Genomic DNA, 13,524 nt, shown 5'->3' with positions numbered 1-13,524 from the left:
CCGGATTCGGAAGGTTTGACTGTCCCCTCAGAGTAGGCCCGTGTGTGTCACGTGGTCGGGTCTTCGCGTCGATGTGTTCGATGGTGTTTCTCGTCAACCTCGGGCGGGTGGTGTTCGCGCCGCTGTTGGAACCGCTGTCGGCGGCGTTCTCGCTCTCGGCGTCCACGGCGGGGCTGGTAGCGACGCTGGCGTGGTTGGGGAGCGCGACGCCCCGAATCCCGACCGGCTACCTGCTGACCCGCGTCGAGCGCCACAAGGTCGTCCTCGGGGCCGGTGGGGTCCTGACCGGCGCGGCGACGTTCATCGCGTTCGCCAATTCGGTGGTCGTCCTCGAGGTCGGAGCCTTCCTGATGGGCATCGCCAGCGGCGCGTACTTCATCGCGGCGAACCCGCTCATCTCGGAACTCTACCCCGAGCGCGTCGGCCGGACGCTCGGAATTCACGGCACCGCGAGCCAACTCGCCGCCGTCGCCGCGCCGCTGTTCGTCGGTGCGGTCCTGACCGCGAGCCTCTGGCGCGGCGTCTTCGGGACCGTCCCGTTCGCGCCGTGGCGGGGCGTCTTCGTCGTCGTCGCACTCGTCGCGGCGACTGCCACCGCGGTCTTCTACTGGACCGCCACGCGGACCGAGATGCCCGACGCGGGGTCCGAGGACCGCGCGCTCCTCGCGGCGGCGCGCAAGCAGTGGCCCATCATCGTCAGCGGCGTCGCCATCCTCGGACTGACCGGGTTCGTCTGGAACGGCCTGTTCAACTTCTACGTCAAGTACGTCACGGCGACGAAGGCGGTGGACCCCGGAACCGCCAATACGCTCCTGACGGTCGTGTTCGCGGCGGGCGTACCCGCGTTCTGGGTCACGGGGCGACTCGCCGACCGCGTTCCCCACGTCCCGCTGATGCTGTCGATTCTGGCCGGGTTCGTCGCCTGCCTGTTCGCGCTGACCGCGGTGAAGGGACTCATCGCGCTCGCGGTCGTGACGGCGATTCTGGGCTACGTCATCCACAGCCTCTTCCCCGCGCTCGACACCTACCTCCTCGACTCGCTCCCCGACGAGAACCGCGCGAGCGCCTACTCGCTGTACAGCGGCGCGATGATGATCGTACAGGCGACCGGGAGCGTCGCCGTCGGGACGCTGGTGGACATCGGGTTCGCTTACGACACCGTTTTCCGGACGTTCGGCGGCATGTTGGTCGCGGTGCTGGCCGTACTGGTCGTCCTCTACGCGACCGACTCGCTCCCGACCGGCGGGCGGGACCCGAGCGTCGCGCGCGGAGATTAGCGTTCGCAGACGAGCGTTCCGCTTCCAGTCCCTTTTCAACCCCTCCGTCCTAACCCCCGGCCGATGGAGTACGGACAGGAGCGAATCGCCACCCTGCACGACCTGACGGGCCACGTGCCTGACGCGCCGACCGACCGCGCCGCGGTGGTCGTGCCGATGACCGAACGCGAGTACGCCGGTCTCGCGGCCGAGCGCGTCCTCGCGGAGTTGGAGTCGGTTGCGCCCGGCGAGGTCGTCGTTCCCCTGCGCGCGCTGCCCGAGAAGGTCGGGCCGTTCTTGGACTGGCTCGACGGCTTCGACCTGCCGCTGTCGGTGGTGTGGTGCAACGGGCCGGGCGTGACCGACCTGTTGGCCGAACACGGCCTCAACGGCGAGGCCGGAAAGGGCCGGGACGTGTGGCTGGCGCTGGGCGTCGCGGCCGCGCGCCGGGAGTACGTGGCGGTCCACGACGCCGACGCCAAGACCTACGAGGCGGCGGACGTGGCGCGACTCCTGTATCCGCTCGCGTCGGGCTACGAGTTCGCGAAGGGCTACTACGCCCGCGTCGAGAACGGCAAACTCTACGGCCGGCTCTGTCGGCTGTTCTACGCGCCGCTGGTGCGCGCGCTCGCCGACGCGCACCCCGACGCCGCGGTGCTGGACTACCTCGGGGCGTTCCGGTACGCGCTGGCAGGCGAGTTCGCCGCCACGCGCGGCCTCGTGAACTCGCTCCGGGTCGAGCGCCACTGGGGGCTGGAGGTCGGCACGCTCGGCGAGGCGTTCGGCCACGCCGGGTTCGCCGACAGCGCGCAGGTGGACCTCGGGCGCTACGAACACGACCACCGGGCCGTCTCGGGACCGACCGGTCTCTCGGACATGAGCCGCCACGTCGGGACCGCGCTCCTCCGGGCGGTCGAGTCCTACGGGGTCGCGCCCGACTACGACAGCCTGCCGGACCGCTACCGGGCGGTCGCCGAGGAGTTCGTCGCGCAGTACGCCGCGGACGCGGGGTTCAACGGCCTCGACTACGACCGGAGCGAGGAGCGCGAGCAGGTGGACATTTACGCGGAGGCCGTCGCCCCGCCGGGCGAGGACCGGCGACTCCCGGCGTGGCGCGAGGTGGAACTGGCTCCCGAGACGGTGCTGGAGACCTCCCGGCGCGACGTGTTCGACCTCCGCGGCGACTGAGAGCGAGACCGGCGTGGACCGTGAGGTGCGGATTTTCTCGGACTACCGGCGATAGGAAAGACCGACGGGTACACAAGTCCCGACGGACTACCTCCGGCAATGAGCGAACTCGACGTGGAGCCGGTCGAACGCATCGACGAGACCGACGTACCGGAGGGAGTGGACGCGCCCGAGTACGTCCTCTACGGGGGGAAAGGCGGCGTCGGCAAGACCACGATGGCGGCTGCGACGGGGTTGGCGAGCGCCCGCGACGGCACCGCGACGCTGGTGGTCTCGACCGACCCCGCCCACTCGCTGTCGGACACCTTCGAGACAGAGATTCCGGCCGACCCCGAGCGCATCCGCGAGGACGTGCCGCTCTACGCCGCGGAGATAGACCCCGACGCCGCGATGGAAGCCGGCGAGGCGATGTTCGGCGGGGCCGCGGGCGGAGCGGGCGGCGGGGACGGTACCGACGCCGCGGGCGGCGACGGTCCAACTGCGGGCGGCGACCCGGCCGCGGGTCCGACCGGCGGCGACGGACCGATGGGCGGCCTCGCGGGGATGCTCGGCGGCGAGAACCCGATGGACGCGATGCTCGGCGGGCCGATGCCCGGCGCGGACGAGGCCGCCGCGATGCAGAAGCTCTTGGAGTTCATGGACGACCCGCGGTTCGAGCGCGTGGTCGTGGACACCGCGCCGACCGGTCACACCCTCCGACTGCTCGAACTGCCGGAGCTGATGGACACGATGGTCGGGCGCATCATGAAGCTCAAGCAGAAGTTCGAGGGCATGATGGAGGGAATGAAGGGGATGTTCGGCGGCGAGGACGCCGACCCCGAGCAGGGACTGGACGACCTCGAAGAACTGAGCCAGCGCATCGAGCGCCTGCGAGCGACCCTCCGCGACCCGAGTCAGACCGACTTCCGGGTCGTGATGGTCCCCGAGGAGATGAGCGTCTTCGAGTCCAAGCGGCTCCTCGATCAGCTCTCGGAGTTCGGCGTCCCGGTCGGCACCGTCGTCGTCAACAAGGTGATGGAGGACCTGACCGACGTGGCCGGCGGCGCGAGCGGTAGCGAGGCCTTCGTCTCGCCGAACCTCGACACCTGCGAGTTCTGTCAGCGACGGTGGGACGTCCAGCAGGGCGCGCTCGCCGAAGCCCAAGAGGTCTTCCGCGGTCACGACGTGAAGCGCGTGCCACTGCTCGCCGACGAAGTGCGCGGCGAGAAGATGCTGGCGCTCGTGGCGAACTGTTTAGAATAGGATCCTCAGCTCACCTTCGTCACGAGCGAGAACGCGAGGCGGTAGAACTTGTCGCGCAGTCTCGCGGGCACGAACCGACCGAGCATCGCCACCTTTGCCACCTGTCCGACCGGGTAGCGGTCGGCGGGGTCGGTCAGGTTCGCGGCGTCGAGGATGGTCTCGGCGACCTCGCGCGGCTGGACCGCGCCGGGACCGCCGCCGCCGATGGCCTCCGAGTCGTCCAGAATCGAGTAGAGTGAGTCGTAGGCGTCCGAGCGCTCCAAGCCGTCTATCTCGTCGTTCGCGCGCTCGACGAACGCGGTATCGACGGGACCGGGTTCGACCAGCACCACGTCGATACCGAACTCCGAGACTTCGGGCCGGAGCGCGTCGCTGATACCCTCCACGGCGAACTTCGAGCCGTTGTAGATGCCCATGCCCGGCGTTGCGAGTCGCCCCGCGACGCTGGAGACGTTGACGATGGTCCCGGTCCGGCGCTCGCGCATGTGGGGAAGGACCTCGCGCGTGAGTCGGTGCGGGCCGAAGACGTTCACCGCGAACTGGTCTTCGACGCTCTCGACCGGCACGTCCTCGACCGGTCCGAGTTGGGCGTATCCAGCGTTGTTCACGAGGCAGTCCACGCGGCCCTCCTCGTCGATGATGCGCTCGACCACGCGCTCTACGTCGTCTCCGTCGGTCACGTCGAGCGACGCGATGTTGGCCCCGGCTTCCCCGAGTGACTCGACGTCGGCGGGGTTCCGGGCGGTCGCGTACACTTCCCATCCGTCTTGGAGGAAGGCGCGAGCCGTCTCCTGCCCGATGCCCGACGAGCAACCAGTGATGAGAACGGTTTCGGTCACGCTTCCACTGTCGCGGCGCAAACAGTTAAATTTCGTCGCTTCGGGGCGTCCTGCTGGTTTCGGAGATGGCACGCTTAGCGTGGCAGAGAGGATGAGTCGGTAGTGTCAACGGATAGAGTGCAGTAATCGGAGGTGGACGTCACCGAGCGCGCCCACGGTGGATTGCGTCACCGAGCGCGCCCGCCTCAGTCGCCGACTTCGGCTTTCACCTCGTCGGCGAACTGGTCGGCGAGGCGGGTCGGTTCCGGGAGTTTGTAGCCCGCGCAGAGTCGGCCCACGAGGTCGGTCGCGGTGTCGGCGCTCACGCGGTGGCCCGGACTCACGTAGAGGGGGTTGACGTGGCGCTTCTGCGGGTTGTCGTACTGGCGGGACTGGTAGGCGTGACCGATGACGGTTCCCTCGGGCGCGGTCACGCTGTCGTCGGCCTCGATGGGGACGCGCTCGCCTTCGCGCAGGTAGTCGTCCAGCGACTCGGCGGGGCGACCACAGAGCAGGTTCTTGGCGACGCCGATTGCCGGCAGGTCGAGCATGACGCCGACGTGGGTGGCGATGCCGGCCTGCCGGAAGTGGATGCGCCCGCTCCCGTCCACGACCGCGAGGTCCGGTTCGACGGACAACTCCTCGAACGCCGAGAGGATGGCCCCGCCCTCGCGGAACGAGAGCAGGCCCGGAATGTAGGGAATCTCGGTCGGTTCGACCGCGTGGACGCGCTCCACTACCTCGCCGCCCCGCGAGGCGACGATGGCGCTGACGGCCTTCTCGCCGTCGGCGGCGAACGCTTGGTCTACGCCCGCGACGATTGGGGCAGTAGTCTCGCCGGAGTCGCCGGGGGAGCCGTCGCTCGACTCATCGGGGGCGGACCCCCCGAGCGTGGTCTGGGTCGAATCGCCGGCGCTCGCTGAAATCGACGCGGGGTCGAACTCGAAGTCGTCTTCGAACAGGGCCTCCGCTGCGAGGTCGCGCTGGAGTTCCTCCATCTCGGCGCGCGAGAGCGAGGGGTCGGGCGCGAACTCGGGACGAACTGGCGTCATGAGAGAACAGACGGGCGCGAGGGATTAGAATCGTCCGCCCGGACCGCCCGGGCCTCTGCCGGGACCGCCGCCGCCACCGCCGAGTTGGAGTTCCTGTGGAGCGCGCTCGCCCTCGCGCTTGAGTTTCGCGCCGTAGAGTAACCCGATGCCGACGCCCGCGAGGTGGGCCAGTTGGGCGACGCCGCCGGCACCGATGCCTCCGGTCGCGGAGACGAACACCGAGTAGCCGACGAACAGCATCGTCGCCAGCCAGAGCGGCATCGGGAGGATGAAGTACAGGTAGATGGTCAGGTTCGGGTTCAGGACGGTCAACACGCCCAATATGGCGGCGATGGCACCGCTCGCGCCGACCACGCCGCTCACGACGCCCGGCGACATGATGGCCGAGACGCCGACCTGCGCGAGTCCCGCCGCCATCCCCGCGACGAGGAAGAGCGCGACGAACTTCTTGGTCCCGATGCGGCGTTCGACCACCGGGCCGAAGAAGTACAGCACGATGGAGTTCAGCGCGATGTGGCCGAAGCCGCCGTGAGCGAAGATGGAGGTGACCCACGTCCAGACCCGGAAGATGTGGTCCGACCGCAGGACGAACAGCATCTCCGCGAGGAGCGGTCGTCCCAGGACGTACGAGACCACCAACTGTAGGGCGAAGGTGATCCACATCAGGCCGAGGAACACGAACGTCATGTTGTCCCGGAAGTAGCCCAGCGGACCGCCCGGTCCCGTGTTCACGCCGATGCGGTCGGAGATGCCCCCGGACCCATCGCGGTCGTTCACGCTGTCGTCGAACCCGCTGTCGAACACGCCCTCCGGGTCGTCCCACTGGTTCAGTCCCGGACAGTCGTGACTCTCCGGCAGTCGATGGGACGAGCAGTAGGTGCCGCCACAGCGTCGGCACTTGTACGGCATGTTCTCGTGTTCGCCACACTCGTCGCACTGCGCCATTGGGAGAGTCTTTGGGGCCGGACCTGAAAGGGATTTGGGTCGTCGGCGAGCGCGGCGGGACGACGGACGCCGAAAATCGGCGTGTCGAGAATCGTAACTGACGCCGGGTTCACTCGGATTTGCCGCCGCCGTACACCGCGAAGTTGTAGTACTGCCAGATGGACGTGACCGCCTCGAAGCCCGACTCGCGGAGCCAGACCAACTGGTCGGTCAGCGTCGAGGGGTCGTCGTAGTCGTCGCTGGCCTCCCACTCGTCCATGAATTCGGACTCCTCCCACCCTTTCGAGCGCACCCAGTTCTCTATCATGTCGCCCGAGAGGGTTTCGAGGTGCGGTGCGTCGAACCGAATCACGTCGCCGTTGATGAACCAGCCGCCAGGCGCGAGCGAGTCGTAGATATCGTCGAAGAGGTCGCGCTTGCCCGCCTCGTCGAGGTGGTGGACCGCCAGCGAGGAGACCACGAGGTCGTACTCGCCGTCGGCCCGCGGGTAGTCGTCGGGGAACGCTCCCGATTCGAGGGCCACGCGGTCGCCGAACGTCGCCAGTTTGCGCTCGGCCTGTTCGAGCATCCGGTCGCTGTGGTCCACGGCCAGCACCTCGCTCTCGGGGAACCGCGTGAGGAGTTTGGTCGTGAGTTCGCCGGTCCCCGCGCCGAGTTCGAGGACGCTGACGGGTTCGTCTCGGTCGTGGGGCGGTGCGTTGAGGATGGTGTCGTGGAGTTCGTCGTATCGCGGGACGATGGCCTCGATACCGGGGTCGTAGACGCTCGCGTCCGCGAACACCTCTCCGGGCTTCTTCATGCACCCCCGTAAACGCTCCACCCACCTATGCTTTGAATCGAGTCATAGCGCCGCCCCGCGATTATTTCCGGGGCGCATCCCCCGGCAGTCGTCGCCCGTATCTGTGACGGCGCGTCGCGCCTCCGGAACCGCGGTCGCCGACGAGCGACGACGCGGCGGGCACTCCCGGCGAATTTTTGACGCTGGCGGCCCGAGAGGGAGACGTGAAGGAGTACGAGCGCAAGCAACTGCTGGAGCGCGTCGAGCGCGAGGGCGCGACGGTCGGCGCGACGATTCCCGAGACCATCGACGTGCAGGGCGAGGCGATCGACCTCCGGGAGTTCGTCTTCGAAATCAAGCGCCGCGACACCGTCCCGGCGGGCGAGCGTGAGCGGGTGGACGAGGCCAAGAAGAACCTCCGACGCGAGCGCGTCCAGCGCCGGCAACTGCTGGAGGAGGCCGACATCAGCTTCGAGGAGGGCGAGGAACTCGTGGCCGCCATCATCGGCATCGACCGGGCGCTCAACGCGCTCGAAAGCCTCGGTCCGACCGACCTCGAACGCGAGAGCGAGGCCCAAGAGGCCGCCGACCAGAAACGCTGGATGTCGTTCCTCAAGCAGGCGCTCGGCCGGGAAGACGCCAACAAGCGCGGACGATTATAGAGCCATGTCACGAAACGCCGAAGTCGCCGACTTACTCGAAACGTACGCCGACCTACTCTCCGCCCAAGGCGTCGATTACAAGCCGAAGGTGTACGAGCGGGCGGCCGAGAGCATTCGCGACTCCCCCGAGGATATCGAGAAGTTGGCCGCCGAGGGTCCGGAGGCCGTCCAGCGGATTCAGGACGTCGGCGAGTCCATCTCCGAGAAGGTCGTGGAAGCCGTCGAGACGGGCACCTTCGAGCAGTTGGAGGAGGAGCGCGCCGAGATGCCGGTCGAGATGGCCGAACTCACGAGCGTCGAGGGCGTCGGTCCGAAGACGGTCGGGGACCTCTACCGGGCGCTCGACGTGCGGGACTTGGACGACCTCGAGAACGCCGCCCGCGAGGGGGAGATTCGGGACGTCTCGGGGTTCGGCGAGAAGACCGAGCAGAACATCCTGGAGGGTATCGAGTTCGCCCGTCAGTCGCAGGGCCGCGAGCTACTGGGCGACGCCCGGCCGGTCGGCGAGGCCGCGCTGGAGTTCTTCGAGGCGATTCCGGAGGCGGGCCGGTGTGAACTCGCCGGGTCACTGCGGCGCTGGAAGCCGACTATCGGCGACATCGACGTGCTCGTCGGAAGCGACGACCGCCAAGCGGTCATCGACGCGTTCACCGAGTGGGACGAGGCCGACGAGGTAATCGAGGCGGGGACCGACAAGGCCAGCGTGCGCTCGGACGGCCAGCGCGTCGATTTGCGCGTCGTCGTGCCCGAGGAGTTCGGGTCGGCGCTCCAGTACTTCACCGGGAGCAAGGAACACAACATCCGGTTCCGGAACTACGCCATCGACCGGGGCTTCAAAATCAACGAGTACGGCGTCTTCGACGTCTCCGACGTGGAGGACCCGGACGCAGGCCAGCGCGTCGGCGAACGCGTCGCCGGCGAAACCGAGGAAGGGATGTACGAAGCGGTCGGCCTGCCGTGCGTCGAACCCGAGATGCGCGAGGACCGCGGAGAAATCGCGGCCGCCGCGGACGGCGACCTGCCGGACCTCGTCGGAGAGGGCGACGTCCGGGGCGACCTCCATCTCCACACCCACTGGTCCGACGGCGGATTCACCATCGAGGAGATGGCCGAGGCCGCCGCCGAGTTCGGCCACGACTACATCTCCGTCTGCGACCACGCGACCGGGCCGGGGATGGTCGGCGGCGTCGGACTGGACGACGACGAACTGCGCGAGCAGTTGGCCGAGATTCGAGCCATCGAGGACGACCTCCCGATCACCGTCTTCGCGGGCGTCGAGGCCAACATCGCCGAAGACGGCGGAATTAGCGTCGCCGACGACCTGCTCGCGGACCTCGACTGCGTGGTCGCCTCGCCCCACAGCAAGTTAGAGGGCGACGGGACCGACCGTCTCGTCGCGGCCGCCGAACACCCGAGCGTCGATATTATCGGCCACCCGAGCGGCCGGATGATACACCAGCGCCCCGGTCTCGAACTGGACGTGGACGCGGTGGCGCGCGCCGCCGCCGACCACGACACCGCGCTCGAAGTCAACAGCAACCCCCACCGACTCGATTTGTGGGGGAGCGCGGTCAAGCAGGCCGTCGAGGAGGGCGCGACTATCGCCATCGACACCGACGCCCACTCCCCGCCGGAGTACGGACTCGTCCGGTACGGCGTCCACACCGCCCGCCGCGGGTGGGCGCAGGCCGACGACGTTCTGAGCGCGCGCGACGCCGAGGGCGTCCGGGAGTTCCTGCACTGAGCCGATGGCGGACGACTCCGGCGACCGGCCGCCGTCAGCGGGCGGGTCCGCGTCGCGTCGCGCACCCGCCGACGCCCCGCTCCTGCTCGACGTGATGCTCGGCAAGCTGACGACGTACCTCCGGATGTGCGGCTACGACGCGGCGTACGCGCTCGACAGGGGAGTCGAGGCCGACGAGAAGTTGGTCGAGATAGCGCGCGAGGAGGGCCGCCTGCTCGTCACGCGAGACGTGCAACTGGCCGAGCGCGCGGACGGCTTGCTCCTCGCGTCGAAGTCGGTGACCGACCAGTTGCGGGAACTGGCCGAGGAGGAGTTCGCGCTCGAACTCTCGGAGCCGTCGCGGTGCGCGGAGTGCAACGGCGCGTTGGTCGCGGTCCGCGAAGCCGACTCGACGCCGGAGTACGCGCCGGACTCCGCCGAGATTCGAGTCTGGCGGTGTCCGGACTGCGGGCAGCACTTCTGGGAGGGAAGTCACTGGGAGTCGGTCGAGGCGACGCTTCGAGACCTCTGAGGCGGGGACTACTCGGCGGTCGGGAGGCGTATCGTCCGGTCGGAAGCGAACAGCGCGAACAGCGCCGGTTCGTTCGCCCACGCGCCGAGGACGCCCAGTGTCCCGAGGACGCCGAGTCGATTCACGCTGAATTCGGGCATACGGGACCGTCGTCGCTCCAGCAGAAAATACGCTCCGCCGAACACGTTCGCGGTCACCGACGGGTCAGCCGTTCGGCTGCCACTCCTCGCAGGCGTCCATGTCGTCCATCTCGCGGCCGTAGAAACCGCAGTGGGGCTTCATCCCCTCGTTGGTCCGGACGTACTTGAAGTACTGGCAGTTGCCGCAGTAGGCGTCGGTGGTGCCCTGCGTCCGGGTCGGGGCGTCGGCGTCGTCCAGCGGTGACCGGATGTCGTTCGCGGTGGTCCCGCCGTCGCTGGTCGGACGCGCGCCGCGGCCCGACGCGCCCGTCGCCGACCGACCGCTCGGCTGGTTGGTCTGTGTCGGGGTCTCGCCGTCGGGCGTCGCGCCCATGAACGCGACGCCGCCGAGACCGGTCTCGCTCGGGTCGGTAGAGACGGGGTCGGGGTCGTTCTCCGGGTCGCCGGCGGCCGAGTCGGCGAGTTCCGTCTGGAGCGCGTTCAGGTTCTCGATGTCCTCGAACTCGTCCAGTTCGCCCTTCCGGACCTCGACGGTCCGGACCTCGCCCTCGTGAGCGACTTCGAGCGTGACGGTACCGCCGGGGTCGTTTCGCGTCTTGAAGTTGACCACGGCGACGAACAGACAGCCGAACGTGACCAGTACGCCGAAGAAGTAGACGGCGACGACCGGGAGCGTCAACTGTCGGTTGTAGCCCGCCCAGTGTCTCGGATAGGCGTAGGTGAACAGCGCGACGCCGAGTATCGAGACGCCCGCGCCGATGGCGGCCGCGGCCCGGACGCGCTCGCTCGCCGGCAGGACGCTGAAGATGCCGACGAACACGGCGGGGACGCCGAGTCCCGCGAGGACGCCCGCGACCTCTCGGGCACCCAGCACGCCGAGGCCGAGGGTCGCGTGTAGACTCGTCGTGGCGACGAGGATGCCGAGGACGACGAGCAGCGCCCCCGCGGCGAACAGACCGACCCCGAGGTAGAGGAGTCGGACGTTCCCGACCTCGCCGACGTTCTCCTCGTAGGCCTCCGCGAGGCTTGTCATGGGCGGACAATTGCACGCGAACAAGTAAACGTTGCGTCAGACGCCTGTCGGTCGCTACGGAAGTCGGAGCCGAGCGGGAAGTCGAAGCGGTCGTGACCGGTCTGAAGCCGGCCGAACCTCCGCGACCGAAAACTGCCGCCTTCCCGAGACACCACGTTTTTCCACCTCCACCCCGAATCCCGAGTCATGGCAGACGACGAATCCAACGAGAACGCACCTGACGAAACCGAATCCGAGGGCGAGGACGGAGAAGAGAAGTCCTTCCGCGAGCGCGTCGAGGAGATTCGAGAGAAGCGCGCCGAGGAAGGCGAGGGCGAAGGCGACGAGGACCGACGCGAGAAGATGGAAGAGATGATGGGCGGCGGCCCCGGCGGCATGGGCGGCGCTCCCGGCGGCGGCGGCAACCCGTTCGCGCAGATGATGAGCGGCATGATGGGCGGCGGCCCCGGCGCTGGTGCCGGACCGGGCGGTGCCGGTCCCGGCGGCCGACCCGGCGAGAGCGAGTCCGGCGGCAACGAGGAACTCGTCCGCGAGGTCCGACAGCTCCGCGACGAGGTTCGGGACGCGACCCGACAGCTCCAGCGCATCGCCGACGCCGTCGAAGACCTCGACGACTGAGGACTTCGGATTCCGGAACCGAGTTTCGTTTTTCGTGACGTTACGGCCGGTAGCGACGGACACGGACGAGCGCCCGCCGAACTCGGTCGAATGTCGCGCCGTCTGGCGGTTCGATGCGCGGAGCGAGCGCGTCGAACCCGCGTCTCTTTCCGGGAGCCGTGAACTTATTACCGGGGACCTAGCTATTTCGAATCGTAACTGTGGGAGAGACGAGCGGCGGGTCGCTCCGCCTCTTCGGGAACCGCGAGTTCGTGGCGCTCGCCAGCACCGCGTTCGCCCGGAGTCAGGCCTACTCTACGATTCTAATCGCGCTGGCGCTGTACGCCGACATGTTCGGGACCTCCGGCACGGTCGAGGGACTGTTCGGCACCGCGTTCGCGGCGGTCCAGTTGCTCATCGTCCTGCCGCTCGGTCGGTACGTGGACCTGCGGGACTCCAAGAAGTTCCTCATGGCGGGGCTGGCGCTCAACGTCGTCGTGTTCGTCGGGTTCGCGTTCGTCTCCAGCGTGGAACACGTCATCCTGCTCCGGGTCGTGCAGGGGTTCTCGGCGAGCATCCTCTGGCTGACCGGCACCACCGTCGTCGGCGAAATCAGCCCCGACGAGTCGCGCGGCCTCTGGATAGGCACGTACAATCAGGTCGGCGCGTTCTCTAGCTTGCTCGGCGACGTGTTCGGCGGCCTGCTCCTGTTCCTCTACGACTTCGAGGTGACCTACGCGGTCCTGTCGGTCATCACTATCGGCGCGTTCCTCTCGGTGTTCGCGTTCCTCCGGGACAACCCCGGCGGCCGCGCCGACCCCGAGGAGGCCTCCGGATACGAGACCCTCTCGGACCTGATGGGACGCCGGGCTATCAAGGCCCTCGTGTTCTTCAGGGGGTCGTTCAGCGTGGGGAAGATGGCGGTCATCATCTTCCTGCCCATCTTCGCCCGGACCGAGTTCGGCATCAACGCCTTCGTCATCGGCGGCATCATGGCGGGCGGGAAGTTGACGAAGTCGCTCACGCAGGGGAAGGTCGGCGACCTGACCGACCGCGTCGGCGAGAAGTACCGCTTCATCCTCGCGGGCGCGCTCGTCTACGCCGTCGGCACCGCGCTCATCCCGCTCGCCAAGTACGCCGACGGCTACGTCTCGGAGATGACGCTCTCGGCGTTCGGGCGGTCGCTGGCACTCCCCGGCGCGTTCTTCGTCCTCTTCGCGGCCTACGCGATTCTCGGCGTCGCCGACAGCCTCCGGCTTCCCGCGAGCATGGCGCTGTTCGTCGAGGAGGGCGAACACTTCGACGCGGTGGGGTCGAGCCTCTCGCTTCGCTCCATCGCGTGGAAGGTCGGACAGGTCGGCGGCCCGGTGCTGGTCGGGGCCATCTGGGACGCGACCTCGGTCCTCGTCGCGTTCTGGACCGCGGCGGCGTTCATCGTCGTCTCGGCGGTCGTCTTCGCCGCGATGTTCACGATGGAACCCGCGCCCGAACACGTCGCCACGCCCGCGGACGACTGACCGACGGACGCCTCCGCTCGCCGGTCCCGCGTCGGCGACCA

Annotated in this window: 14 protein-coding genes; 8 read left to right on the top strand and 6 right to left on the bottom strand. The window is 68.5% G+C overall.

Features of this window, described 5'->3' with window-relative positions; genetic code table 11:
- Window positions 1-80: 80 nt before the first annotated feature.
- From M0R88_RS12480 to M0R88_RS12470, 3 genes are all read left to right on the top strand, one after another.
- Window positions 81-1,277 carry an MFS transporter gene (locus M0R88_RS12480; RefSeq protein WP_368409387.1) on the top strand — a complete coding sequence of 399 codons (1,197 nt, stop codon included), beginning with the start codon at window positions 81-83 and terminating at the stop codon, window positions 1,275-1,277.
- Window positions 1,278-1,340: 63 nt separating this feature from the next.
- Window positions 1,341-2,444, top strand: coding sequence for a glycosyltransferase family protein (locus M0R88_RS12475; RefSeq protein ID WP_248653832.1), 1,104 nt, complete (start codon window positions 1,341-1,343; stop codon window positions 2,442-2,444).
- A 99-nt stretch (window positions 2,445-2,543) separates the two neighbouring features.
- A complete protein-coding gene (locus M0R88_RS12470) occupies window positions 2,544-3,686 on the top strand; it encodes an ArsA family ATPase (RefSeq protein WP_248653831.1) in 1,143 nt (380 codons plus the stop codon).
- Between the two features lie 5 nt (window positions 3,687-3,691).
- Here the strand turns inward: M0R88_RS12470 and M0R88_RS12465 are convergent, their stop codons facing one another.
- The 4 genes from M0R88_RS12465 to M0R88_RS12450 form a co-directional block, all read right to left on the bottom strand.
- Window positions 3,692-4,525 (bottom strand): SDR family oxidoreductase, encoded by an 834-nt coding sequence (locus tag M0R88_RS12465; protein WP_248653830.1) that lies wholly within the window; start codon window positions 4,523-4,525, stop codon window positions 3,692-3,694.
- A gap of 185 nt (window positions 4,526-4,710) precedes the next feature.
- Window positions 4,711-5,556, bottom strand: coding sequence for an endonuclease V (locus M0R88_RS12460; protein WP_248653829.1), 846 nt, complete (start codon window positions 5,554-5,556; stop codon window positions 4,711-4,713).
- A 24-nt stretch (window positions 5,557-5,580) separates the two neighbouring features.
- Window positions 5,581-6,501, bottom strand: coding sequence for a rhomboid family intramembrane serine protease (locus M0R88_RS12455; RefSeq protein ID WP_248653828.1), 921 nt, complete (start codon window positions 6,499-6,501; stop codon window positions 5,581-5,583).
- 109 nt (window positions 6,502-6,610) lie between these two features.
- Window positions 6,611-7,300, bottom strand: coding sequence for a class I SAM-dependent methyltransferase (locus M0R88_RS12450; protein WP_248653827.1), 690 nt, complete (start codon window positions 7,298-7,300; stop codon window positions 6,611-6,613).
- Window positions 7,301-7,503: 203 nt separating this feature from the next.
- On the opposite strand from M0R88_RS12450, the gene M0R88_RS12445 reads away from it, so the two are divergent.
- From M0R88_RS12445 to M0R88_RS12435, 3 genes are read left to right on the top strand one after another with little or no spacing between them, the layout of a single operon-like run.
- The gene (locus tag M0R88_RS12445) at window positions 7,504-7,941 is read left to right on the top strand and encodes a DUF5788 family protein (RefSeq protein WP_248653826.1); all 438 of its coding nucleotides are present in this window, start codon (window positions 7,504-7,506) and stop codon (window positions 7,939-7,941) included.
- A gap of 4 nt (window positions 7,942-7,945) precedes the next feature.
- Entirely contained in the window at window positions 7,946-9,685 is a 1,740-nt protein-coding gene (locus tag M0R88_RS12440; RefSeq protein ID WP_248653825.1) for a DNA polymerase/3'-5' exonuclease PolX, read from the top strand.
- Window positions 9,686-9,689: 4 nt separating this feature from the next.
- The gene (locus M0R88_RS12435) at window positions 9,690-10,196 is read left to right on the top strand and encodes a Mut7-C RNAse domain-containing protein (RefSeq protein ID WP_248653824.1); all 507 of its coding nucleotides are present in this window, start codon (window positions 9,690-9,692) and stop codon (window positions 10,194-10,196) included.
- Between the two features lie 8 nt (window positions 10,197-10,204).
- Here the strand turns inward: M0R88_RS12435 and M0R88_RS18660 are convergent, their stop codons facing one another.
- Together M0R88_RS18660 and M0R88_RS12430 are read right to left on the bottom strand one after the other, a co-directional pair.
- Window positions 10,205-10,336 (bottom strand): hypothetical protein, encoded by a 132-nt coding sequence (locus tag M0R88_RS18660; protein WP_256468561.1) that lies wholly within the window; start codon window positions 10,334-10,336, stop codon window positions 10,205-10,207.
- Window positions 10,337-10,400: 64 nt separating this feature from the next.
- Window positions 10,401-11,369 (bottom strand): cell division protein CdpA domain-containing protein, encoded by a 969-nt coding sequence (locus M0R88_RS12430; protein WP_248653823.1) that lies wholly within the window; start codon window positions 11,367-11,369, stop codon window positions 10,401-10,403.
- 186 nt (window positions 11,370-11,555) lie between these two features.
- Here M0R88_RS12430 and M0R88_RS12425 point away from each other — a divergent pair, with 186 nt between their 5' ends.
- Window positions 11,556-11,987, top strand: a complete 432-nt coding sequence (locus M0R88_RS12425; protein WP_248653822.1) for a hypothetical protein — start codon at window positions 11,556-11,558, stop codon at window positions 11,985-11,987.
- Between the two features lie 200 nt (window positions 11,988-12,187).
- Window positions 12,188-13,483, top strand: a complete 1,296-nt coding sequence (locus M0R88_RS12420; protein WP_248653821.1) for an MFS transporter — start codon at window positions 12,188-12,190, stop codon at window positions 13,481-13,483.
- Window positions 13,484-13,524: the final 41 nt, after the last annotated feature.

This window comes from Halorussus gelatinilyticus, assembly GCF_023238445.1.
Classification (GTDB): Archaea; Halobacteriota; Halobacteria; order Halobacteriales; family Haladaptataceae; genus Halorussus; species Halorussus gelatinilyticus.
Note: the sequence above shows the minus strand (reverse complement) of the source record. Positions and strands in the feature narration are given on the sequence as shown.